Source organism: Actinomadura sp. 6K520, from assembly GCF_004349245.1.
Lineage (GTDB): Bacteria > Actinomycetota > Actinomycetes > Streptosporangiales > Streptosporangiaceae > Spirillospora.
On sequence record NZ_SMLC01000001.1, the window covers coordinates 122,583 to 144,003 of the forward strand.

General features: G+C 72.0%; 18 protein-coding genes. 8 read left to right on the forward strand and 10 right to left on the reverse strand.

Annotated elements, in window-relative coordinates; all coding sequences use genetic code 11:
• Nucleotides 1-86: 86 nt before the first annotated feature.
• The 4 genes from E1289_RS00610 to E1289_RS00625 all read right to left on the reverse strand — a co-directional run bounded on the left by E1289_RS00610 (nt 87) and on the right by E1289_RS00625 (nt 3,699).
• On the reverse strand, nt 87-1,082 hold the full coding sequence (locus tag E1289_RS00610) for an amino acid ABC transporter permease (RefSeq protein WP_131974082.1): 996 nt from the start codon (nt 1,080-1,082) through the stop codon (nt 87-89).
• Nucleotides 1,079-1,762: an amino acid ABC transporter permease gene (locus E1289_RS00615; protein ID WP_131974083.1), complete on the reverse strand. Its 684-nt coding sequence runs from the start codon at nt 1,760-1,762 to the stop codon at nt 1,079-1,081. The genes E1289_RS00610 and E1289_RS00615 overlap by 4 nt, the downstream gene beginning before the upstream one ends.
• A 147-nt stretch (nt 1,763-1,909) precedes the next feature.
• On the reverse strand, nt 1,910-2,779 hold the full coding sequence (locus tag E1289_RS00620; RefSeq protein WP_131974084.1) for a glutamate ABC transporter substrate-binding protein: 870 nt from the start codon (nt 2,777-2,779) through the stop codon (nt 1,910-1,912).
• A 104-nt stretch (nt 2,780-2,883) separates the two neighbouring features.
• Nucleotides 2,884-3,699 carry an amino acid ABC transporter ATP-binding protein gene (locus E1289_RS00625; protein ID WP_131974085.1) on the reverse strand — a complete coding sequence of 272 codons (816 nt, stop codon included), beginning with the start codon at nt 3,697-3,699 and terminating at the stop codon, nt 2,884-2,886.
• A 177-nt stretch (nt 3,700-3,876) separates the two neighbouring features.
• On the opposite strand from E1289_RS00625, the gene miaB reads away from it, so the two are divergent.
• Together miaB and E1289_RS00635 are read left to right on the forward strand one after the other, a co-directional pair.
• On the forward strand, nt 3,877-5,418 hold the full coding sequence (gene miaB / locus E1289_RS00630; protein ID WP_131974086.1) for a tRNA (N6-isopentenyl adenosine(37)-C2)-methylthiotransferase MiaB: 1,542 nt from the start codon (nt 3,877-3,879) through the stop codon (nt 5,416-5,418).
• A 102-nt stretch (nt 5,419-5,520) separates the two neighbouring features.
• Nucleotides 5,521-6,237 (forward strand): hypothetical protein, encoded by a 717-nt coding sequence (locus tag E1289_RS00635; RefSeq protein ID WP_131974087.1) that lies wholly within the window; start codon nt 5,521-5,523, stop codon nt 6,235-6,237.
• Here E1289_RS00635 and E1289_RS00640 read toward each other — a convergent pair.
• Nucleotides 6,225-6,524 carry an antitoxin gene (locus E1289_RS00640; RefSeq protein ID WP_131974088.1) on the reverse strand — a complete coding sequence of 100 codons (300 nt, stop codon included), beginning with the start codon at nt 6,522-6,524 and terminating at the stop codon, nt 6,225-6,227. The two genes, E1289_RS00635 and E1289_RS00640, sit on opposite strands and share 13 nt — an antisense overlap.
• Before the next feature lie 169 nt (nt 6,525-6,693).
• Here E1289_RS00640 and miaA point away from each other — a divergent pair, with 169 nt between their 5' ends.
• Nucleotides 6,694-7,584: a tRNA (adenosine(37)-N6)-dimethylallyltransferase MiaA gene (gene miaA / locus E1289_RS00645; RefSeq protein ID WP_243712517.1), complete on the forward strand. Its 891-nt coding sequence runs from the start codon at nt 6,694-6,696 to the stop codon at nt 7,582-7,584.
• Between the two features lie 30 nt (nt 7,585-7,614).
• Entirely contained in the window at nt 7,615-8,442 is an 828-nt protein-coding gene (dapF, locus tag E1289_RS00650) for a diaminopimelate epimerase (protein WP_131974090.1), read from the forward strand.
• Nucleotides 8,443-8,727: 285 nt separating this feature from the next.
• On the opposite strand, the gene E1289_RS00655 is transcribed toward dapF, so the two are convergent.
• Nucleotides 8,728-10,692 carry a sensor histidine kinase gene (locus tag E1289_RS00655; RefSeq protein WP_131974091.1) on the reverse strand — a complete coding sequence of 655 codons (1,965 nt, stop codon included), beginning with the start codon at nt 10,690-10,692 and terminating at the stop codon, nt 8,728-8,730.
• A 500-nt stretch (nt 10,693-11,192) separates the two neighbouring features.
• On the opposite strand from E1289_RS00655, the gene E1289_RS00660 reads away from it, so the two are divergent.
• From E1289_RS00660 to E1289_RS00675, 4 genes are read left to right on the forward strand one after another with little or no spacing between them, the layout of a single operon-like run.
• Complete coding sequence (locus E1289_RS00660) at nt 11,193-12,176, forward strand: ABC transporter permease (RefSeq protein ID WP_131974092.1); 984 nt, start codon at nt 11,193-11,195, stop codon at nt 12,174-12,176.
• A complete protein-coding gene (locus E1289_RS00665; RefSeq protein WP_243712512.1) occupies nt 12,173-13,000 on the forward strand; it encodes an ABC transporter permease in 828 nt (275 codons plus the stop codon). Before E1289_RS00660 ends, E1289_RS00665 begins: the two co-directional genes overlap by 4 nt.
• 26 nt (nt 13,001-13,026) lie before the next feature.
• Nucleotides 13,027-14,826 (forward strand): ABC transporter ATP-binding protein, encoded by a 1,800-nt coding sequence (locus tag E1289_RS00670; RefSeq protein WP_243712513.1) that lies wholly within the window; start codon nt 13,027-13,029, stop codon nt 14,824-14,826.
• 5 nt (nt 14,827-14,831) lie between these two features.
• The gene (locus E1289_RS00675) at nt 14,832-16,502 is read left to right on the forward strand and encodes an ABC transporter family substrate-binding protein (protein WP_243712514.1); all 1,671 of its coding nucleotides are present in this window, start codon (nt 14,832-14,834) and stop codon (nt 16,500-16,502) included.
• Here the strand turns inward: E1289_RS00675 and E1289_RS00680 are convergent.
• From E1289_RS00680 to E1289_RS00695, 4 genes are all read right to left on the reverse strand, one after another.
• The gene (locus tag E1289_RS00680) at nt 16,499-17,224 is read right to left on the reverse strand and encodes a hypothetical protein (protein ID WP_131974095.1); all 726 of its coding nucleotides are present in this window, start codon (nt 17,222-17,224) and stop codon (nt 16,499-16,501) included. The genes E1289_RS00675 and E1289_RS00680 overlap by 4 nt on opposite strands.
• A 107-nt stretch (nt 17,225-17,331) precedes the next feature.
• Nucleotides 17,332-18,618 (reverse strand): heterodisulfide reductase-related iron-sulfur binding cluster, encoded by a 1,287-nt coding sequence (locus E1289_RS00685; protein WP_131974096.1) that lies wholly within the window; start codon nt 18,616-18,618, stop codon nt 17,332-17,334.
• Nucleotides 18,618-19,814: an FAD-binding oxidoreductase gene (locus E1289_RS00690; protein ID WP_131974097.1), complete on the reverse strand. Its 1,197-nt coding sequence runs from the start codon at nt 19,812-19,814 to the stop codon at nt 18,618-18,620. The genes E1289_RS00685 and E1289_RS00690 overlap by 1 nt, the downstream gene beginning before the upstream one ends.
• Entirely contained in the window at nt 19,814-21,262 is a 1,449-nt protein-coding gene (locus E1289_RS00695) for an FAD-linked oxidase C-terminal domain-containing protein (RefSeq protein WP_131974098.1), read from the reverse strand. Before E1289_RS00695 ends, E1289_RS00690 begins: the two co-directional genes overlap by 1 nt.
• Nucleotides 21,263-21,421: the final 159 nt, after the last annotated feature.

Consider the following 21,421-nt stretch of genomic DNA (forward strand, 5'->3'; position numbering starts at 1 on the left):
AAGCGGACCACCAGCCGACTCGCCCGTAGCACGGTCGAGGGCGCCGCCCGGGAGGTGGCGGCGCCCTCGCCGGGCGGGTGCTCTCGTCAGGCGGCCCCGGGCTCGCCGGTGGCCTGGCGCGACATTCCGGGCGCCGCGGGCGGCCCGGACGTACCGAGGGTCTTGGCCGAGGTCTTGCGGTTCCGCCGGCTCCTGCCCTCCAGCCACGTCGCGAGCCGGCTCAGCGACATGTTCATCGCGATGTAGATGATCGCGACGACGATCCCGGCCTGCAGGACGTTGTTGCTGTAGTTGGCGGGGACCTGCTTGAAGCCGGCCTGGAGGAACTCGCCGTAGGCGATGATGAACCCGAGGGCGGTGTCCTTCAGCAGGACGACGATCTGGCTGACGATCGCGGGCATCATCGCGGTGACGGCCTGCGGCAGCAGCACCAGCCGCATGACGCCGTTCTTGCGCAGGCCGACGGAGTAGGCGGCCTCCGACTGCCCCTTGGGGACCGACAGGACGCCTGCCCGCACGATCTCGGCGAGCACCGCGCCGTTGTACATCACCAGGCCGAACACGACCGCGGCGAACGCGGGCACGGTGACGACGCCGGCGTTGCTCTCCACGCCGAACATGAAGAAGAAGTAGTCGACCGACATCCGCTGGAGCTGGCCGAACGGGGACTCGGCGATCGCCGGGCTGATCTTGTTGGGGACGAAGAACGCCAGGAAGATCAGGATCAGCAGCGGGATGCCGCGGAAGAACTCCACGACGGCGCCGGCGGGGAGGCGGATCCACCAGTGGTCCGACAGCCGGGCCAGGCCGAACACGGCGCCGAACACCAGCGCCAGCACGGTCGCGACGACGGCGGCCTTCAGCGTGTTCATCAGCCCCGGCAGGAGCAGGTGCCGCCAGACCGTCCACTCGGTGAACGGGGTCCACAGGTCCTTCTGGAACTGGCCCTTGACCTGGAGCCGCCAGATCAGCGCCCCCAGGAGCGCGAGGAGCACGACCGATACCAGGACGCTCAGCAGCCTGTTCCGCTTGCGCGCCCGTGGGCCGGGGATGTCGAAGAGGACGTTCGCTTCCTTGCTCACCGCGCCACCGCCATCCGCTTGGCCAGCCAGCCGAAGAAGTATCCGGTCGGCAGGGTGAGGATCAGGAAGCCGATGGCGACGCCGAGGAACAGCGGGATCACGCCGTCGGAGAACGTCGGCTTGTCGACGATCGTCTTGGTCACCAGCGCGACCTCACCGTAGCTGGCCGCGGCGGCCACCGTCGTGTTCTTGATCATCGCGATGAGCACGCTGCCCATCGGCGCGATGATCGACCGGAACGCCTGCGGCAGGATGATCACCCGGAGCGACTGGCTGAACGTCAGCCCGATCGAGCGGGCCGCCTCGGCCTGGCCCAGCGGGATGGTGTTGACGCCCGAGCGCAGGGTCTCGCACACGAACGCCCCGGTGTAGGCGGACAGGCCGACGACCGCCCACCAGTAGTAGGTCGTCGAGGAGACGCTGGAGAACTTCAGGGCGAGGATGTCGTTGAGCCCGAGGCTGCACATCAGCAGCACCAGCGTGAGGGGCGTGTTCCGGACGATGTTGACGTAGCCCGTACCGAACTTGCGCATGACGGGGACGGGCGCGACCCGGAAGCTCACCATGATCGTGCCGATGATCAGGGAGAGCACCGCGGCGGCCGCCGCCAGGCGCAGGGTCGCCCAGAATCCCTGGAGGATCTCCCCGGAGTTCTCGAAGAACGGGGTGAAGTCAAACATTGCTCAGCTGTTCCATGGCGTTCCAAGGGGTCGGGCCAGGCCGGTGCGTCCCCGGGAGGACACGTCCTCGCGGGGACGCACCGGCACGACGGGTCGGGCTCGTCCTGGATCAGGAGCGGCGCCCGCGGCCGGGCGCCCCGCCCGCGGTCAGGCGCAGCCCTCCATCGTCGGGACCTCCTTGACGAGCTTCAGCCCGGTACCGGCGAAGTGCTTGTCGAGCAGCTGCCCGGCGGTGCCGTCGGAGTACATCTTGTTGATGGCCTTGTTCACGGCCTCGCAGGTCTCGGTGTCGCCCTTCTTCATGCCGACGCCGTACTTCTCGTCGGTGAAGGGGTCGTTGATGACCTTGAAGGAGCCCTTCTGCTGGTTGGCGAACCCGGCGAGGATGAGGTCGTCGGTGCTGACCGCGTCGAGCGCCCCGGACTTCAGCTTGCTCACGCACTCGGAGTAGCTCTGCGCGTCCACCAGCTTGACGCCGTCGATGTCGAGCTCGCCGTCCGGCGGGGGCTCGGTGATGCGGCGGAAGGAGTTGGACCCGGCCGCCTTGCACAGCCGCTTGCCCTTGAGGTCCGCGGTCTTCTTGATGTCGTTGTTGTCGGCGTTCACCATCGTGTCCTGGTGGGCCACGTAGTACGGGCCGCCGTACGTCACCTGCTGCTTGCGCGCCTCGGTGATGGAGTATGTGGCCACGACGAGGTCGACCTGGCCGCCGCCGATGAACGACTCGCGGTTCGCGGAGGTCGTCTCCTTGAAGGTGATGCCGTCCTCGGGGACGCCGAGCTCCTTGGCGATGTACTTGGCGACGTCGACGTCGAAGCCGTCGAAGGTGCCGTCGGGCTTCTTCAGGCCCAGGGCCGGCTGGTCGAACTTGATGCCGACGGTCAGTTTCTTGTCGTCCTGCGCCTTCTGCAGGACCGTCTTGGCCTCGGTCTTCTCCGTGTCGCTGCCACACGCCGAAAGCGCCAGTGACAATGCCATCCCCGCCCCGATGAGGGCGCCGAAACGACGTACTCGCATTCTCGTCCTACCTCTACTCTGCCGGAGCCCCGTGGCTCAGTGGACCATTCACATCCTCTACGGACCGAACAGTTCAGGTTTATGGATACATCGGGGAAAGTGGATCAGTGTGTGAGGATCTTGGAAAGGAAGTCCTTCGCGCGGTCGGTGCGCGCGTTGGTGAAGAACTCGTTGGGCGTGTTCTCCTCCACGATCTGACCGTCCGCCATGAACACGACCTTTTGCGCCGCCCTGCGCGCGAAGCCCATCTCGTGGGTCACGACGATCATCGTCATGCCCTCGCGGGCCAGGCCGGTCATGACGTCGAGGACCTCGTTGACCATCTCGGGGTCGAGCGCCGAGGTCGGCTCGTCGAAGAGCATCACCTTCGGCCGCATCGCGAGGGAGCGCGCGATCGCGGCCCGCTGCTGCTGGCCGCCGGACAGCTGAGCGGGGTACTTCTGCGCCTGGTTCGCGATGCCGACGCGGTCCAGCAGCTCCATCGCGTGCTTCTCGGACTCCTGCTTGCCCTGCTTGCGGACCTTGATCGGCCCGAGCGTGACGTTGTCCAGGATCGTCTTGTGGGCGAAGAGGTTGAACGACTGGAACACCATGCCGACGTCGGCGCGGAGCTTCGCCAGCTCCTTTCCCTCTTTCGGCAGCTCTTTGCCGTCGAGGAGGATCTTTCCGCTGTCGATGGGCTCCAGCCTGTTGATCGACCGGCACAGGGTCGACTTCCCGCCGCCGGACGGGCCGATGACGACGACGACCTCTCCGAAGTTCACGGTCAGGTTGATGTCCTTGAGGACGTGCAGCTCCCCGAAGTGCTTGTTGACGTTCTCGGCCACCACGAGGGGCCGGCCGCCCTCGGTGGCCCGCTCCGGGGTGGAGTCCCCAGGCCCGTCCTCGGTGAGGTCGGGTCCGCCTTCGCTGTCCGTCATGCGGTCGGACTTTACGTCATGCGCAACGGCGCGAAAGTTGCCGCGCGGTACCGATACGATCACGAATCCCCATGTCGGGCGGGGTCCGCCGTGGCGGAGAGTGATCATCTGAGGTCGCTCGGGTCGCGCCGGCCGGTTCGGCGATATCGCGTAAGGCCCGTACCCTTGGTAACCGTCATGAGTGCGCCTATGAATACGGCTCCCCGTACGTACGAGATCCGTACTTACGGGTGCCAGATGAACGTTCACGACTCCGAGCGGCTCTCCGGTCTCCTGGAGGCGGCGGGGTACGTCCGCGCCGGCGACACCGAGCCGGACGTGGTGGTGTTCAACACCTGCGCGGTGCGGGAGAACGCCGACAACCGGCTCTACGGCAACCTGGGCCATCTGCGGCCGGTCAAGGACGGTCATCCCGGCATGCAGATCGCCGTGGGCGGGTGCCTCGCGCAGAAGGACCGCGACACCATCGTCAGGCGCGCCCCCTGGGTGGACGTCGTGTTCGGCACCCACAACATCGGGTCGCTGCCCGCACTGCTGGAACGGGCGCGCGTGCAGAGCGAGGCGCAGGTCGAGATCGAAGAGTCGCTGGTGACCTTCCCCTCGACGCTGCCGACCCGCCGTGAGTCGCCCTACGCCGCGTGGGTGTCGATCTCCGTGGGCTGCAACAACACGTGCACGTTCTGCATCGTCCCCTCGCTGCGCGGCAAGGAGAAGGACCGCCGCCCGGGGGAGATCCTCGCCGAGATCGAGGCGCTGGTCGCCGAGGGCGTCCTGGAGGTCACCCTCCTCGGCCAGAACGTCAACGCGTACGGCTCCGGTTTCGGCGCCCTCGCCGCCGCGCCCGACGAGGTCCGCGCCATGACGGCGGGCGGGGAGTCCGCCTTCGCGGGGCTGCTGAGGGCATGCGGGGACGTCGGGGGGCTGGAGCGGGTCCGGTTCACCTCCCCGCACCCCAAGGACTTCACCGACGACGTCATCGCCGCCATGGCCGAGACGCCGAACGTGATGCCGTCGCTGCACATGCCGCTGCAGGCGGGGTCGGACGCGGTGCTGCGCGCGATGCGCCGCTCGTACCGGCAGGAGCGCTACCTAGGCATCATCGACAAGGTCCGGGCCGCCATCCCGGACGCGGCGATCACCACCGACATCATCGTCGGGTTCCCGGGGGAGACCGAGGCCGACTTCGAGGAGACCCTGCACGTGGTGCGGGAGGCCCGGTTCTCGTCGGCGTTCACGTTCCAGTACTCCAAGCGTCCGGGCACCCCGGCGGCGGTCATGGACGGCCAGCTGCCGAAGGAGGTCGTCCAGGAGCGGTACGAGCGGCTGGTCGCCCTCCAGGAGGAGATCTCCTGGGAGGAGAACAAGAAGCAGCTCGGCCGGACCCTGGAGGTCCTGGTGGCCGAGGGCGAGGGCCGCAAGGACCAGGCGACCCGCCGGCTGTCCGGCCGGGCGCCCGACAACCGGCTGGTCCATTTCGCCGTGCCGGAGGAGCCGGTCCGTCCCGGCGACATGGTCACGGTGGAGGTCACCTACGCCGCGCCGCACCACCTCGTCGCCGACAAGCCCGCGCCGGCCGTCCGCCGGACGCGTGCGGGCGACGCGTGGGAGGCCCGGCAGGCCGGGACGGCGGGCCCGCAGGGCGTTTCGCTCGGAATGCCGTCGATCGGGCGTTCCGCGCAGGCCGACACGCCCGTGCCGGGCTGCTCCGCCGTCTCCTGAACTCGGGCATGATCGAGGGGCGATCCCGCGTGCCGCCCCCGGTGGCGGGCGCGGGCCCGGTGCCGGGGAGCCGGCGTCAGAAGCCGGCGTCAGGGAGGAAGTGTGCTCGTATCGGCGGCGGTGTGCCCGCATCCGCCCCTCCTCGTGCCCGCGGTGGCGGGGGAGGCGGCGCCGGAGCTGGACGGGCTGCGCGCCGCGTGCGACGAGGCCGTCGGGCGCCTGGGCGGGGCAGACGTACTGGTCGCCGTCGGGGGTGCTCCGGAGACACGGACCTACGGGCCGGACGCGTACGCGACGCTGCGGCCGTACGGACTCTCCTGGACGATCCCCGACCACCCCGAGGACGGCGCGGAGGCCCTGCCGCTCTCCCTCAGCATCGGACGCTGGCTGCTGCGGAGGCAGGGGGCCGGGGACGACGCCCGCCACGAGGCGATCGCGTTCGACGCGCGGCCGGAGGAATGCCTGGCGCTCGGCCGTCGGCTGGCGGAATCGGCCGAGCGGGTAGCCCTCCTGGTGATGGGCGACGGCACGGCGTGCCGCTCGGAGCAGGCGCCGGGGTACCTCGACGAGCGCGCGGCCCCTTACGACGGGGCCGTGGCGCACGCGCTCGGAAAGGCGGACGCCGCCGCCCTGGCCGCCCTGGATGCGGATCTCTCCCGGGAACTCCAGGTGGCCGGGCGGGCGGCGTGGCAGGTACTCGCCGGCGCGGCCGGCGCGGCCGGCGCGGCCGGCTTCAGCGCCGGCCTGCTCGCGGACGAGGCGCCGTACGGAGTCGGCTACTTCGTCGCGGCCTGGTCACGCTCGGATCACGGCTGCTGACCGGTTCCCCCTTGACCGCCGCCACCGGGACCGCCGCCACTCGGGCCGCCACTCGGGCCGCCAGCACTCGGACCGCCAGCACTCGGACCGCCGCCACCGGGAGCACCGCCACCGGGACCGCCTTCGCGGTCGATGTAGTCGCTGGACTTGTCCTGTATCCGGTCGACCTTGTCGGCGTGCTCGCCGCCCGTGCGCTCGTCGATCACGTCCCCGCCCCGCTCCACACCGTGGCGGGCCTTGTCGGGGTGCTGCCCGAGCATCTGCTTCACCTTGTCGACGATGGACATCGAAAATCCCCCCGGATCCCTCGTCCTGTCGGTGGTGCCCGCATGGCGCGCGACACCCGTACATCCCGCCCATACCCAGACTGTTGCCACAATTAAGCCTGTGACCTCACGAAATGCGCCTGATCCCGCGCACCCGGCGACGGGCCGCAGCGGCCCCGACGTCCCCGGCGTGCTCGCGGTCGTCGGCGCGACCGCCGCCGGGAAGTCCGACCTCGCCGTGGAACTGGCCCTGAGGCTGGACGGGGAGGCGGTGAACGCCGACTCGATGCAGCTCTACCGCGGCATGGACGTCGGGACCGCGAAGCTCACCCCCGCCGAGATGCGCGGCGTGCCGCACCACCTGCTGGACGTCTGGGACGTGACCGAGACCGCGAGCGTGGCCGAGTACCAGCGGCTCAGCGCCGCCGTGATCGCCGACATCCGGGGCCGGGGCCGGACGCCCGTGCTCGTGGGCGGTTCCGGCCTGTACGTGCGGGCCGCCCTCGACCACATGGACTTCCCGGGGACGGACCCGGACGTCCGGGCGCGGCTGGAGGAGGAACTGGCGCACGCCGGGCCGGCGGCGCTCCGCGGGCGCCTGCGCGCGGTGGACCCGGCCGCGGCGGACGCGATCCTGCCGGGCAACGGCCGGCGGATCGTCCGCGCCCTGGAGGTGATCGAGATAACGGGGCGGCCGTTCACCGCGACCCTGCCCGAGCACCGGTACCGCTACGGCTCGGTCGTGCAGATCGGCCTGAGCGTTCCCCGCCCGGAACTGGACGAGCGCATCGCCGTCCGGGTGGCGCGGATGTGGGCCGCGGGGCTGGTCGACGAGGTCCGCGAGCTGGAGCGCGCGGGCCTGCGCGACGGCCTGACCGCCGGACGCGCGCTCGGCTACGCGCAGGTGCTCCGGTTCCTGTCGGGGGAGTGGACCGAGGAGCAGGCCAGGGAGGAGACCATCCGGGCGACGCGGCGTTTCGCCCGCCGGCAGGAGTCGTGGTTCCGCCGGGATCCGCGCGTCCAGTGGCTCCCCCACGACGCCCCTGACCTGGTCGGCCGGGCGCTGGCGCTGATCGGCTGATACGTCCGGCGGACGCAATATGATCGGGAGATGCGGTTTGTCAAGGGGCACGGCACAGAGAACGACTTCGTGATCCTGCCCGATCCGGACGGCGCCCTGGACCTCACGGCGGAGGCCGTGGCGCGGCTGTGCGACCGGCGGGCCGGGATCGGCGCCGACGGCGTCCTGCGGGTCGTCCGCACGAAGGCCGCGGGCATCGGGAACGCGGGCATCGACGCGGGCATCGACGCGGGCGCCGAGTGGTTCATGGACTACCGCAACGCCGATGGCGGGCTCGCGGAGATGTGCGGCAACGGGATGCGGGTCTTCGCCCGCTACCTGGTCGACGCCGGCCTCGCCGCGCCCGGGGAGTGGGACGTGGCGACCCGCGCGGGGCTGCGGCGCGTGACGCTGGGCGCGTCCGGGGACGTCAGCGTCGAGATGGGCCCGGCCGACCTCCTCGGCCCCGGCGAGGCCACCATGGCGGACACGGTCTTCCAGGGCGTACGCGTCTCCGTGGGCAACCCCCACCTGGCGTGCCGCGTGGACGGGCCGCTCGCGGCGCTGGACCTCTCGCGGGCGCCCGGTTTCGATCCCGCCGCCTTCCCCGACGGCGTGAACGTCGAGTTCTTCCGCACCGTGGGCGAGCGGCACCTGGAGATGCGGGTGTACGAGCGCGGCTCCGGCGAGACCCGTTCCTGCGGGACCGGCACGGTCGCCGTCGCCGCCGTCGCCGCCCGGGGCCTGGCCGAACCGGGCGAATGGACCGTGGACGTGCCCGGCGGCCGGGTCACCGTGGCGCTCGGCCGGGGGACCAGCCGCCTCACCGGCCCGGCGGTCCTGGTGGCCGAGGGCGAGACCCGGCCGGGCTGGATTTAGGGCTCCCCCCCCGTCGACCAGGGCCGGAGCGGCGTCCGTCCTCGTCCCGGCACGAACGGGACAACTGTCCCTCACCACCGGGACCTTCCGCCGCATAGTTTCGTTCATGCACACCCTCTGGTGAATGGCCCGTACGGATCGGGATGGGAGCCCCGGTGCCGTACGGAGCCTGAGGGCCGGTGGCGACCTTCTTGGCGGGGGGCGGTCACCGGCCCTCCCACCGGGTGAGATCCGGAAGCGGGCCGGAGCACGCGGGACCGCGAAACGGCGAAACGCGGATAAGTCTCAGCGGCGGACGCCGTTGACGGGCAGCTTGGCCCGGACCAGCGTCCCGCCCTTTGGACCGGGGCCGACGGTACAAGACCCACCGAGTTCGGCCGCACGTTCGCGCATGGACGACATACCGATACCGGAGCGCAATCGTGCGGGCAGCCCCACGCCGTCGTCGTCGACGGAGACGTGCAGGTCGCCGTTCAGATGCAGGCGGACCACCGCGGAGCACGCGTTGGCGTGCCGGTGCACGTTGGTGAGCGCCTCCTGGACGATCCGGTACGCGGCCACCTCGGCGGCGGCCGGCAGGCCCTTGAGATCGCCCTCCACCTGGACGTCCACCTTCGGGCCGTCGCCCGTGGCGACGACCCCGCCGAGCGCCTGGATCGCGCCCTCCAGCCCGAGGTCGTCCAGCGCGGGCGGCCGCAGTCCGTACACGAGCTCCCGGATGTCGCCGATGGTGCTGCCCATCGTCGCGCGGAGCTCCTCCAGCAGCTCGTCCACCGCCGCGGGGTCGGTCTTCAACGTGATGCGCGCGGCGTCGACCGTCATCGCGAGGCTGGCGAGCGTCGGCCCCAGGCCGTCGTGCAGGTCGCGCCGCAGCCGCCGCCGCTCCTCCTCGCGGGTGCGCAGGATGTGCTCCCGGGAGCGCTGGACGTCCGCGGCGAGCCGGACCGCGTTCGCCAGCTCCGCGAGGTTGCGGGCGAGGATGCCCGACATCCGCGCGTCCGGCGACCGGGTGACGCCGAACAGCAGCCGGCCCACCGGCTCCCCGTGCCACACCAGCGGGATGAGCTGCGGCCGGTCGCCGAGCGCGCCGTCCTCGGCGGAGATCGTGCGGCCGTCGCGGTCCAGCACCTCGATCGTGACACCGGTGGCGTGCAGGGCGGAGCGGGCCACCTCGGCGGCCACCGCGAGCGCGGCGGGCGGGTCGGCGGCGGTCTGCAGCCGCCGGTTGAGGCGGTCCGCGAGCCGGTACGGGTCGCGCTCGCCGTGGATGAACCCGTCCACCGTGCGCTGCAGGCGCCGCCGGACGGGCTCGAACACCGCGCCCGCGATGATCGCCGCCGCCAGCCCCGAGATCGTCCCCTCGCCGTGGGCGAGCAGGCTCGCCCCGCCGACGAACGCGAAGTACAGGCCGGTGACGAGGGCGACGAGGCCCGCGTACACCAGCGTGCGGCTGATCACGAGGTCGATGTCGTAGAGCCGGTAGCGGGTGATCGCGATGGCGACGCAGACGGGGACGGTGACGATCGTGATGTTGCGCAGCGGGTCGCCGATCACCGTGTTCTCCCCCGCGTAGATCACCGCGATGGCGACGAGGCCCGGGTAGACGACCCAGGCGATCTGCCGCCGGACGTCCGGGGGCGACTTGACGAACCGCACCAGGATCGAGCACAGGGCCGCCGCCAGGGTGCCGAGGATGATCACGGTGATGGCCACCGGGATGTCACCGAACGGGTAGACCGAGACCCCGTTGTGCCACTTGCGCACGTCCGGGTCGATCGTCAGATGGACGCAGACGATCACGGGGATGAGGAAGGCGAGGGCGAGCACCGGCCGGAACCAGCGCGACACCAGCCGGCCGTCCGGGAAGATCAGCGGGAGGACCAGCGTAAGGGCGTAGGTGTCAACGGCCCACAGCCACGTGCCGAGCCAGGTGAGGAAGCCGGTTCCGGCCCAGCCGTGGAGCTCGAACCACGGGGCCAGATTGAGCGACAGGACGTACACGCCCGCGCTGAAGCCGGCCGCGAGCATGAGCCAGCCGACCTTCAGCCCCGGCCTGTGCCGCAGCAGGACGGCGGCCACCGGCGTCCACGCGGTCGCGACGAGGATCTCCGGGTGCCACCAGACCATCCGCAGGTCGGAGGGAAGCAGGCCGCCGACGACGAGCGAGGTGGCGACGAGGAGAACGGCGCCGAGCGCGACCGGGACCGCGAAGCGGCCCGCCCCGCCGTTCCTTCTCACCGTCTCGTCCATGCCCACCCCAGGCCAAAGTAATGGAATGTTAAAGCGTCCGGCCCCTGTCCTGCAGACATCGGGGCGTCCGCCTCAGGACACCGGGACCTCCCCCCGCCGACACTGTCTCCGTCGCGGCGCGGTGGCGCGTGCCGTGATGGTAACCGCGGATTCCGGCGGAGAGAACCGAAGGTGCAGGTCACAGTCGTCCGGTGGGAGGTGCCGGAGGCCCCGTGCCGTACCGCCCGCCGGGTCCGGCACCGCGGTGCGGGCGGCGGCTCTGAGCCCTTCACAGGGGCGGGTTCGGATCGCCGCCGGCGCCGGACGACCGAAACGGGTCGCGCATTCGGAGTGCCCGCGCCGACCGGCCGGGTCAGGCCGGTCGAGTCAACATACTCGCCCTGGGCCCCCGCGATACCGCCCTCACCTGATATCGAGCGGTAACTGCGGGCTTTTCCCAACGCCGTCTGTAATCAGGCGGTAGCATCCTGTGCGCACATTGGGCGGCCCGGAGGGGGGAGATGGCGGCGTTCCTGCTGCGCAGGGTGGCGAACCACCTGGTCCTGGCCGTCCTGGGCGTGAGCCTCGCCTACCTGCTGGCCGCCGCCGCGCTCGATCCACGCGCCGCGTACGAGGACCGCACGCCGCGCCCGCCCGAGGCGGTCGTCGACGCCCGGCTCACGGCCCTCAACCTCAACGACCGCACGCCCCTGGCCGACCGTTACCGCACCTGGGCCGGTGGCGTCCTGCGCGGCGACTTCGGCCGCACGTGGGACGGCGAACCCGTCAACGCCGAGTTGTGGCGGCGCCTCGGCGTCAGCCTGCGGCTCGTGCTGCCGGGCGCCGTCCTGGGCTGCGTGGGCGGCCTGCTGCTCGGCGCCGTCGCGGCGGTGCGGCGCGGTCGCGCGGCCGACCGGCTCGTGACGCTCGGGGCGTGCCTGCTCCCGGCCGTTCCCGTGTTCGTCCTGGCGGTTCTGCTGCAGGCGCTCGCGAGCAGGGCGAACGACGCGCTGGGCGTGCGGGCCTTCGTGTGGGTCGGTGAGTCCACGCCTGGAGCGCCCGGCGGAGCGGCCGGTCTCGCCGACCGGGCACGGCACCTGCTCCTGCCGACCGTCACGATCGCGCTTGCGCAACTGGGCGTCTACTGCCGCTACCAGCGCGGCCTCATGCTGGACGTGCTGCACGCCGACTTCGTGCGCACCGCCCGCGCCCGGGGGCTGCGGCGCCGGAGCGCGCTGCTGCGGCACGGGCTGCGGACCGCGCTCGTCCCGATGACGACCTACGTCGCCTACGCGTCCGGCCTGCTGGTCCTCGGCGCCGTGTGCACCGAGGAGATCTTCGGCCGGCACGGGATGGGGGAGTGGCTGGCCGGCTCCGTCACGCGCGGCGACGTCAACGTGGTCGCCGCGATCGGGTGCGTCGCCGTGTGCGGGGTGCTGCTCGCCGGGCTGGTCTCGGACGCCCTGCACGGCGCCCTCGACCCGCGCGTCCGGGAGGCCGCGTGATCGGCGGGTACGCGCGGGTGAGCCGCCGGGCCGCCGCGGGACTGCTCCTGCTCGCGCTGCTGTTCTCGCTGGTGCTCCTGGGGCCGCTCGTGTCGCCGTCGGGCTGGGACGACACGGACCTCACGGCCTTCCACCAGGGGCCGTCCGGGCGGCACTGGCTGGGCACCACGCAGAGCGGGCGGGACGTCTTCGCCCTCACCCTGCGCGGTGCGCGGACATCGCTGCTCGTCGGCCTCTTCGTCGCCGTGGCCTCGACCGGGCTGGCCGCCGTCATCGGCGCCGCCGCCGGCTACGCGGGCGGCCGGCTGGACCGCGTCCTCATGTGGGGCGCCGACGTGCTGCTCGTCCTGCCGTCCTTCCTCGTCGCCGCCGTGCTCGCGCCCACCCTGCCGGGCGGCCTGCCGGTGCTGATGGCGGTGCTGGCCGCCCTCATGTGGATGGTCACGGCCCGGGCGGTGCGGGCGATGACGGTCTCGCTGCGCCGGCGCGAGCACGTGCTGGCCGCCCGGTTCCTCGGGGTGGGCGCGCCGCGGGTGATCGTCCGGCACGTGCTGCCGCACCTGGCGTCGCTGCTGGCCGTGGACGCGAGCCTCAACGTCGGTGTCGCGATCGTCGCGGAGAGCGGGCTGTCCTACCTCGGGTTCGGCGTGCGGCCGCCGGACGTGTCACTCGGCACGCTGATCGCCGACGGCCAGGGGAACGCCGCCGCCCATCCGTGGCCGTTCGCGTTCGCCGCGGGCCTGCTCGTCCTCGTCGTCCTCGCGGTGAACCTCCTGGGCGACGGGCTGCGAGACGCCTTCGACCCGGTCCGGGACGCGCGTTGACCGTGCTGCACGTCACGGATCTCACGGTGCGGTACGCACGCGGCGTGCGTGCCGTGCGGGGCGTCAGCCTCACGGCCGGGGCCGGTGAGGTGCTCGGCGTCGTCGGCGAGTCGGGTTCCGGCAAGACGGCCCTCGCGCTCGCCGTGCTGGGCCTCCTGCCGGACGACGCCCGCGTGACGGGTTCGGTGCGGTTGCGCGGGGCGGAACTGCTCGGGCGGCCGGACGCCGAGCTGTCGAGGGTGCGCGGCAAGGACCTGGCCATGGTCTTCCAGGACCCGCTGTCCGCGCTCACCCCCGTCCACACGGTGGGCGACCAGATCGCGGAAACGGTGCGGATCCACTCCCGCGCCTCGCGCGCGTCGGCGCGTGCGCGCGCCGCCGAGCTGCTCGATCTGGTCGGCATTCCCGGTGCGCGACGCCGCGCCCGCGCCTACCCGCACGAGCTGTCGGGCGGCATGCGGCAGCGCGTGATGATCGCCATGGCGATCGCCAACGACCCGGCCGTCGTCGTCGCGGACGAGCCGACGACCGCGCTGGACGCGACCGTCCAGGGGCAGGTCCTGGACGTGCTGCGCGTCGCGCAGGAGGCGACCGGGGCCGCGATCGTGCTGATCACCCATGATCCGGGCGTCGTCGCCGGCTTCGCCGACCGGGTCGTGGTGATGCACGAGGGACGCGCCGTCGAGGCGGGGCCGGTCGAGCGGGTCTTACGCCGGCCCGGTACGGCGTACACGAAGGAACTGCTGCGATCGGTCGCCCCCGTGGGCGGGTCGTCGCCGGCCCCTCTGGCCAGGTCCGGGCGTCCCGTCGTGCTGGAGGTGGACGCTCTCGTCCGTCACCACGCCATCCGCAAGGGACCGTGGGGGTTGCGCCGGGGCGGGCCGGTGCGCGCCGTGGACGGCATCGGCTTCGCCGTCCGCGAGGGCGAGACCCTGGCGCTGGTCGGGGAGTCGGGATGCGGCAAGACCACCGCCCTGATGGAGATCCTCCGGCTCGCGCGCCCCCAGGGCGGACGCGTCACCCTCTTCGGCCGGGACACGGCGGCCCTGCGCGCCGCTGACCGGAAGGCCCTGCGACGCGATGTCCAGGTGGTGTTCCAGGACCCGTACTCGTCGCTGAACCCGAGGATGCGCGTGTCCGGAATCATCGCCGAGCCGCTGACCGCGCACGGGGTGCCGAAGGCGCGAGCCAGGGAGCGCGTTGAGGAACTGATCGAGCTGGTGGGCTTGGGTCCTGCTCATGCCGAGCGTTATCCCCACGCTCTCTCGGGCGGGCAGAGACAACGCGTAGGCATCGCCAGAGCACTGGCCCTAGAACCACGGCTGCTCCTCTTGGACGAGCCTGTATCGGCCCTGGACGTCACCGCCCGAGCCGACGTCATGGCCCTGCTGGAGCGTCTGCGCAAGCGGCTCGGTATGGCGTGCCTGCTCGTCACCCACGATGTCGGCGTCGTCCATCGCCTGGCCGATCAGATCGCCGTCATGTACGCGGGGCGCATCGTTGAGACCGGGCCGGCGGGAGACGTCCGCGGCGCACCTGCCCATCCGTACACACGCGCGCTTCTGGACGCGGTGCCCCTGGCGGACCCGTGCCTTGAGCGGCGCCGCCCCCGCGTCGTTCTGCGGGGAGACCCGCCCGACCCCGCGTCCCCGCCCGCGGGGTGCCGCTTCCGTTCCCGTTGCCCGCGCTACGTCACGCTCACCGCTGCGGAGGGAGTCCTGTGCGAGGAACACGATCCCGAGTCCCGTCCCGTCCGGCCGGGGGAGGGCGCCGGCCATTCGGTCGCCTGCCATCATCCCCATGCCGAAGGCAGGGGCGCACGATGACGCGGATGGCCGGCGCCACGCTCCTGGGCGCCGCGTTATTCACCGGCGCCGGATGCAGCGGTTCCGGACCGGAGTCGACGGCCCGCTCATCGGAGCAACTGCCCGCCTTCGACGTCAACCCGGTCCCCCGTGACCGGGTGGCGAACGGCGGTACGCTGCGCTGGCCGCTGCCGGAGTTCCCGTCCCAGTGGAACTTCAACCACGTCAACGGCACCACGGGAGCGGTCGAGCGCGTCGTCCAGGGCGTCCTGCCCCACCTGATGCGCGCCGACGAGAAGGCCGTGCCGCGGCCCGTCCCCGAGTACCTGCGGTCGGCCACGCCGCGGCGCACCGGGCGGGGCCAGACCGTCACCTACCGGCTCAACCCGCGCGCCCGATGGTCGGACGGCCGGCCCATCGGCCACGCCGACTTCGTCGCGCAGGCGCGGGCGCTGTCCGGACGGGACGCGCGCTACGAGGTCTCCGCCGTCACCGGCTACCGCCGCATCGAGCGCATCGAACGAGGCGCCGGCGAACACGAGGTCAAGGTGACCTTCGACGGGACGTACGCGGACTGGCGCGGCCTGTTCAGCCCGCTGTACCCGGCCACCGCGTACGCCGCGCCGCGCGAGTTCAACGGCGGCTGGCGGAACCGGCTGCCCGTCACGGCAGGGCCGTTCCGCGTCCAGGAGATCGACCGGACCGGCAAGACCGTCACCCTGGTCCGCGATCCCGCCTGGTGGGGTCCGCGGGCGAAGCTCGACCGCATCGTCTACCGCGCGATGGACCCGTCCGCGGTGCCCGGCGCGTTCGCGAACGGCGAGATCGACCTGATGGACATCGGCCTGGACGCGGGCGCGCTGCGGCGTGTCCAGGGCGTCCGCGGCGCCGCCGTGCGCAGGGCGGCCGGGCCGGACTGGCGGCACTTCACGCTGAACGCCGCGTCGCCCGTCCTGTCCGACGTGCGGGTGCGGCGGGCCGTCATGCTCGGCATCGACCGGCGCGCCATCGCCCGTTCCGACCTGTCCGGTCTCGGGGTTCCGGTGCGGACGCTCGGCAACCACTTCTACGTCGCCACCCAGAACGGCTACAAGGACAACTCCGGGGAGTTCGGCGTCTACGACCTGGCCCGCGCCAGGCGGCTCCTGGACGAGGCGGGCTGGCACCTCCGCGGCGAGTACCGCGCCAAGGACGGGCGGACACTCGCGCTGCGCTTCGTCGTCCCATCGGGCGTACCCATCGCCAAACGCGAGGGAGAGCTGGCGCGGGCCATGCTCGAACGCATCGGCGTCCGGGTGGACATCGAGCCCGTGCCCGCCGACGACCTGTTGCCCCGCCACGTGACGCCCGGGAGGTTCGACATCGTCCCCTTCTCCTGGCTGGGCACGTCGTACCCGGTCTCGACGATGAAATCGGTCTTCGCGCGGCCCCAGGGCGACCGCGTCCAGCAGAACTACTCCCGCGTCGGCAGCGAGGCCATCGACACGGCCCTGGACGGTGCCATCGCGGAGGTCGACCCGGGGAAAGTGCACGCCCTGGTGAACGAGGCCGACCGGCTCATCTGGCGACAGGCGTCGGTCCTGCCGCTGTATCAGCGGCCCCAGCTCGTCGCCACGCGTGCGAACCTGGCCAATCTCGGTGCCTGCGGTCTCTTCGAGCCCGACTACCAGGACATCGGGTTCACGAACGCGCCCTAACCCGCGGTGTTGGGGAAGGCGAGTTCGATGCCCTTGCGGTCGCTGGTGTACCGGGCGTTCCACACGAAGAGCCGCAGGTCGTCGGCGGAGAGGCCGTCCTTGACCGGGAGTTCGGAGGCGACCCGCACCAGGTACGTGGCGCCCGCCGGGATCATCATGGTGCCGTTCTCGTCGATGGGCGGCTCCGCCCCGTCGACCCGGGCGGTGATCTCGCTCTGGTTGGGGAGCGTGCACATGTCGTCGGGGACGCCCGCCTGCGGCATGCACCGCTCCTGGGCCGACGACGGGACCTGCGCCTTCGGCATGAACAGGTCGGCGGGGTAGTCCAGCAGCACGGGCCGCCGCTGATTGTTGGTGAGGACGTAGTCCGCGTAGGCGTACGTCGTCCCCGGCGGCGGTGACTGGATGGCGCCGAGGGGCTCCGCGTCCGTCCCGGCCTCGACCGCGGCGAGGCTGTAGCCGTAGCCCTCGGGCGTGGTGAAGTTGAGCGGCGGGCCGGCCTGCGGGGACGGCACCGACGGGCCCGCTTCGACGCTGCCCTGCCCCGCCAGGGTCGGCCGTGCGGTACCGCCGGGGTCGCCGCCCGGCCGGAGCACCACGATCGTGGCGGCCACCGCGGCGATTCCCAGCGCACCGGTGAGGGCGCCGGCCAGCCCGAGCCTCCCGGCCCTGGCCTTCTTCCTCCGGCGGTGCGTGCGGTAGGGGTGGTAATCGTTGGCCATGGTTCTGCGTGCTCCCTAGGGCCCACTCCAGGCTCGGTCGCGCGTCCCTTTCAAGCAGTCGGACACGATACCCGACGCCTGAATCGACGGCGGTCCAGGTCACGGGGTTACGAACGGCGTGCGACGACGGCGTCGCGGCCGAGACCCCTGAGGGAGGCGTCCAGCACCTGCGCGGTATGCGCGATCGCGATGCCGGCGCCGCGCCGGCGCAGCGCGGTGGCGATCTGCATGGAGCAGCCGGGGTTGGCTGCGACCAGTAGTTCGGCGCCCGTGGCGTCCACGTTCACCGCCTTGCGGTCGCCGAGTTCACCGGCGGCCGCAGGCTGGAAAAGGTTATAGGTTCCCGCGGAACCGCAGCAGATGTCGGGTTCGGCGATCTCCCGGACGGTCAGCTCCGGAATCCCCGCCAGCAGCGCGCGTGGCTGGCTGCGAACGCCCTGCGCATGGGCGAGGTGGCACGCGTCGTGGTAGGCGACCGTGACCGGAAGTGGACGCCGTTCCGCGCGGGGGCCGAGCTCCACGAGGAACTCGGCGAGGTCCCGGGTCCTGGCCGACACCGCGTCCGCCCGCCTTGCCCAGGCGGGGTCGTCGGCGAGGAGCGCCCGGTAGTCCTTCATCGCCGACCCGCAGCCCGCGGAGTTGACCACGATGACGTCGACGGACTCGAACGTCTCGATCGTCCGGCGGGCGAAGGCGCGGGCCTCGTCCTCGCGGCCCGAGTGCAGGGACAGCGCCCCGCAGCACCCCTGGGCCCTGGGGATGACCACGTCGCAGCCTTCGAGGGCCAGGACGCGGGCGGTGGCGGCGTTGACGCCGGGGAAGAACTCGCCCTGCACGCACCCGGTGAGCATCCCGACCGTCGCGCGGCGCTCGCCGCGGGCGGCGACCCGTTCCGGAAGCCGCCGGGCCTTGCCGAGCGGCGGGGTGAGCCGTTCCATCGCCGCCACGGACGGCGAGATGCGCTCCAGGACGCCGCTGCGCCGGACGAGCCGCTCCAGCCCCGACTTCTGGTACGCGCGCAGCGGGCCGCGCAGGGCACGGAGCCGGCGCTTGTACGGGAAAAGCTGGAAGACCATCTCCCGTATGGCCTTCTCCTTCAGCGGACGTTCGTGCTCGCGTTCGACGTCGGCCCGGGTCAGCTCTATGAGCCGGTCGTACTGCACCCCGGAGGGGCAGGACGTCACGCAGGCCATGCAACCGAGGCAGGCGTCGAAATGCTCGACCATCGGGCCGCTGAGCGGTTCGCCGTCCGCGTGCTGCTGCATGAGGTGGATGCGGCCCCTGGGCGAGTCCATCTCCTCGCCCCACAGGACGTAGGTGGGGCACGTCGGCAGGCAGAAACCGCAGTGCACGCAGTCATCGAGCAGTTTCGGCAGGTCGTCGTGGGCGCTCATCAGATGCCTCCAACGAAACGGCCGGGGGACAGCCGATGATCCGGGTCGAACTGGTCCTTCACACGCCGCATCAACGCGAGTGCCGGAACCGGGCCCCACACGTCGATCTCGTCGCGCACCTCTTGGGGGGCGTAGCGGACGACGGCACTGCCACGGTACCTGCTCAGGCATGACCTAAGGCGGTCCAGAGTGGCGGCCACCTGGTCCGGGGGCATACCGGCGGGGAGCCCCACATGGCCGTGGCCGCTCCCACTCCATGTCGCGGCGGCCTCGGAGCCGAGCAGGGTGAGAAGGTCGCGCAAGGCGGGCGGCGGGGCGCTGATGCCGATGAGGGTGGTGCCGTCCGGGTACTGCCCCCAGCCGTCCGGTGCTGTCTCGGAGATCTCCGTACGCTCGCCGAGGAGCTCCTTGGTCTGGTGGGCGCGCGTGTCCACACCTTCTGGGACGCCCTCCAGCAGGACGGCGACCGTCCCAGGGTTGATGTACTCCACTGCGCTGGGCGCCACGGGCGAGTGCAGGACGCTCTGCACGGCGTCATGCGCCTCTTCGGGGCCGCTCACGGCGCACGTCACGTACGCGTGGGCCGCTGACAGGGGATGCAGCCGGAACGTGGCCTCGACGATCAGTCCGAGGGTTCCGTACGAGCCGGAGAAGAGCCGCCCGAGGTCGTACCCGGCGACGTTCTTGACGACTTTGCCGCCGGAACGCGCGACCTGGCCGTCCGCCCGGACGATCGTCAACCCGATGATCAGGTTGCGCGGCGTCCCGTACAGCGTGCGGAACGGACCGGCCTCGCCCGTGGCGATCGTCCCGCCGACCGTGGAACCGGGCAGGGGGACATCGAGGGCGAGCCGCTGCCCGCCTTCCGCGAGCTGCGCACCGAGCCGCTCCAGCGGCAGCCCGGCCTGCGCCTTCGCGACCAGGTCTCCCTCGGCGTGCTCGATGAGACCGTCCAGCCGGTGGGTGTCGACGAGCAGCTCGCACCGCTCCGGAGGCGTCCCCCAGTCCAGGCGGGTCTCGGCGCCGCGCGGGATGACGGCGAGCCCCTTCTCGGCGGCCACGCGCATGACGTCGGCGGCCTCGGCCACGTTCTTCGGCGCGGCGACGACGGAGGGCTCGACACCGAGCACGCCGTCCGCCGGCTCGCCGGGACGCACATCGCCGCACACCTTCGCCAGGGCGTCCAGGGGCTGCATCAGAAGAGGTCCGCCTTTCCCTCGAACGGATGGGGCCCCTTGCGCACGCCGGGCACCTCACCGCACAGGCGCGGAGTGGGGAACACCTTGCCCGGGTTGCACAGGTTCCCGGGGTCGAAGCCGCAGCGCACCATCTGCATCGTGTCCAGGTCCGTGTCGGTGAACATGCGCGGCATGTAGCGGGACTTGTCCACGCCCACGCCGTGCTCTCCCGTGATGGACCCGCCGTGCTCGATGCACAGGTCGAGGATCGCGCCCGACACCTCCTCCGCGCGTTCCGCCGCGCCTTCCTCCGCGTCGTCGAACAGCACCAGCGGATGCAGGTTGCCGTCGCCCGCGTGGAACACGTTGGCGACCCGCACGCCCGACTCCGCCGACAGCGCGTCGATGCGCGCCAGCACCCGGGGCAGCGCCGTCCGGGGGATGACGCCGTCCTGCACGATGTAGGCGGGGCTGATGCGCCCGACCGCGGCGAACGCGGACTTGCGCCCCTTCCAGATCAGCGCCCGCTCCGCGTCGTCCGCGGCGACGCGGATCTCGAAGGCGCCCGCGTCCTCGCACAACCGCCGGACCTCGGCGAACTGGGCCGCGACCTCCGTTTCGGGGCCGTCCAGCTCCACGATCAGCACCGAGCCGGCGCCCGGCGGGTACCCGCAGCGCACCGCGGCCTCCGCGGCCTCGATCGACAGCGCGTCCATCATCTCGATCGCCGCCGGCACGACGCCCGCCCCGATGATCGCCGACACCGCGGTGCCGCCCGCCTCGATCGAGTCGAACGCCGCCAGCAGCGTCTGCACGGTCTCGGGCACCCGCGTCAGCCGCACCGTGATCTTGGTGGTGATGCCGATCGTGCCCTCCGCCCCGACGAACACGCCCAGCAGGTCGTAGCCCGGCGCGTCCGCCGCCAGCTCGACCAGCTCGCCGTCCGGCGTCACCACCTCGCAGGCCAGCACGTGATGCGCGGTGAACCCGTACTTCAGGCAGTGCGCGCCGCCGGAGTTCTCCGCGACGTTCCCGCCCACCGAGCAGATCTGCTGGCTGGACGGGTCGGGCGCGAAGTAGTACCCGTACGGCTGGACGGCCCGCGTGACGTCCAGATTGATCACGCCGGGCTCCACCACGGCCCGCTGCCCCGGGATGTCGATCTCCAGGATCCGCCGCATGCGGGACGTGACGATCAGCACCCCGTCCGCCCGCGGCAGCGCCCCGCCGGACAGTCCCGTCCCCGACCCCCGCGCGACGTACGGGACTCCGGCCGCCACGCATTCCCGCACCACCGCGGCGACCTGCTCGGCGTCGTCGGGCAGCACCACGATCGCGGGCGTGGCCCGGTGGTTCATCAGCCCGTCGCACTCGTACGTGCGGAGCCGCACCGGATCGGTGATGACGCCCTCACTCCCGAGAAGCGCCGCCAGCCGACCCTCCAGCACTGCGAGCCGCGGTTCCATCACTCCCACTCTCCTCCGCCGGAAACAGCGGGATCATGCCCGACGGTCTCCAGGGGACTAGTCAGTGGCAAGCCGACCTGCATATCGCGCGGAGCGGCGTAAATGATCGCCCCACGGGTCGTGCGGCCGGAGGTCGCTCTGCGACCGGAGGCCGCACGA

What these genes read in the sequence shown, in the direction of transcription:
- E1289_RS00660 (WP_131974092.1), top strand. Translation starts at nt 11,193, where the DNA reads ATGGCGGCGTTCCTGCTGCGCAGGGTGGCGAACCACCTGGTCCTGGCC.
- E1289_RS00680 (WP_131974095.1), bottom strand. Translation starts at nt 17,224, where the DNA reads ATGGCCAACGATTACCACCCCTACCGCACGCACCGCCGGAGGAAGAAG.
- E1289_RS00695 (WP_131974098.1), bottom strand. Translation starts at nt 21,262, where the DNA reads ATGGAACCGCGGCTCGCAGTGCTGGAGGGTCGGCTGGCGGCGCTTCTC.
- dapF (WP_131974090.1), top strand. Translation starts at nt 7,615, where the DNA reads ATGCGGTTTGTCAAGGGGCACGGCACAGAGAACGACTTCGTGATCCTG.
- E1289_RS00620 (WP_131974084.1), bottom strand. Translation starts at nt 2,779, where the DNA reads ATGCGAGTACGTCGTTTCGGCGCCCTCATCGGGGCGGGGATGGCATTG.
- E1289_RS00690 (WP_131974097.1), bottom strand. Translation starts at nt 19,814, where the DNA reads ATGCAGCCCCTGGACGCCCTGGCGAAGGTGTGCGGCGATGTGCGTCCC.
- E1289_RS00655 (WP_131974091.1), bottom strand. Translation starts at nt 10,692, where the DNA reads ATGGACGAGACGGTGAGAAGGAACGGCGGGGCGGGCCGCTTCGCGGTC.
- E1289_RS00675 (WP_243712514.1), top strand. Translation starts at nt 14,832, where the DNA reads ATGGCCGGCGCCACGCTCCTGGGCGCCGCGTTATTCACCGGCGCCGGA.
- E1289_RS00615 (WP_131974083.1), bottom strand. Translation starts at nt 1,762, where the DNA reads ATGTTTGACTTCACCCCGTTCTTCGAGAACTCCGGGGAGATCCTCCAG.
- miaB (WP_131974086.1), top strand. Translation starts at nt 3,877, where the DNA reads ATGAGTGCGCCTATGAATACGGCTCCCCGTACGTACGAGATCCGTACT.
- E1289_RS00625 (WP_131974085.1), bottom strand. Translation starts at nt 3,699, where the DNA reads ATGACGGACAGCGAAGGCGGACCCGACCTCACCGAGGACGGGCCTGGG.
- E1289_RS00640 (WP_131974088.1), bottom strand. Translation starts at nt 6,524, where the DNA reads ATGTCCATCGTCGACAAGGTGAAGCAGATGCTCGGGCAGCACCCCGAC.
- E1289_RS00685 (WP_131974096.1), bottom strand. Translation starts at nt 18,618, where the DNA reads ATGAGCGCCCACGACGACCTGCCGAAACTGCTCGATGACTGCGTGCAC.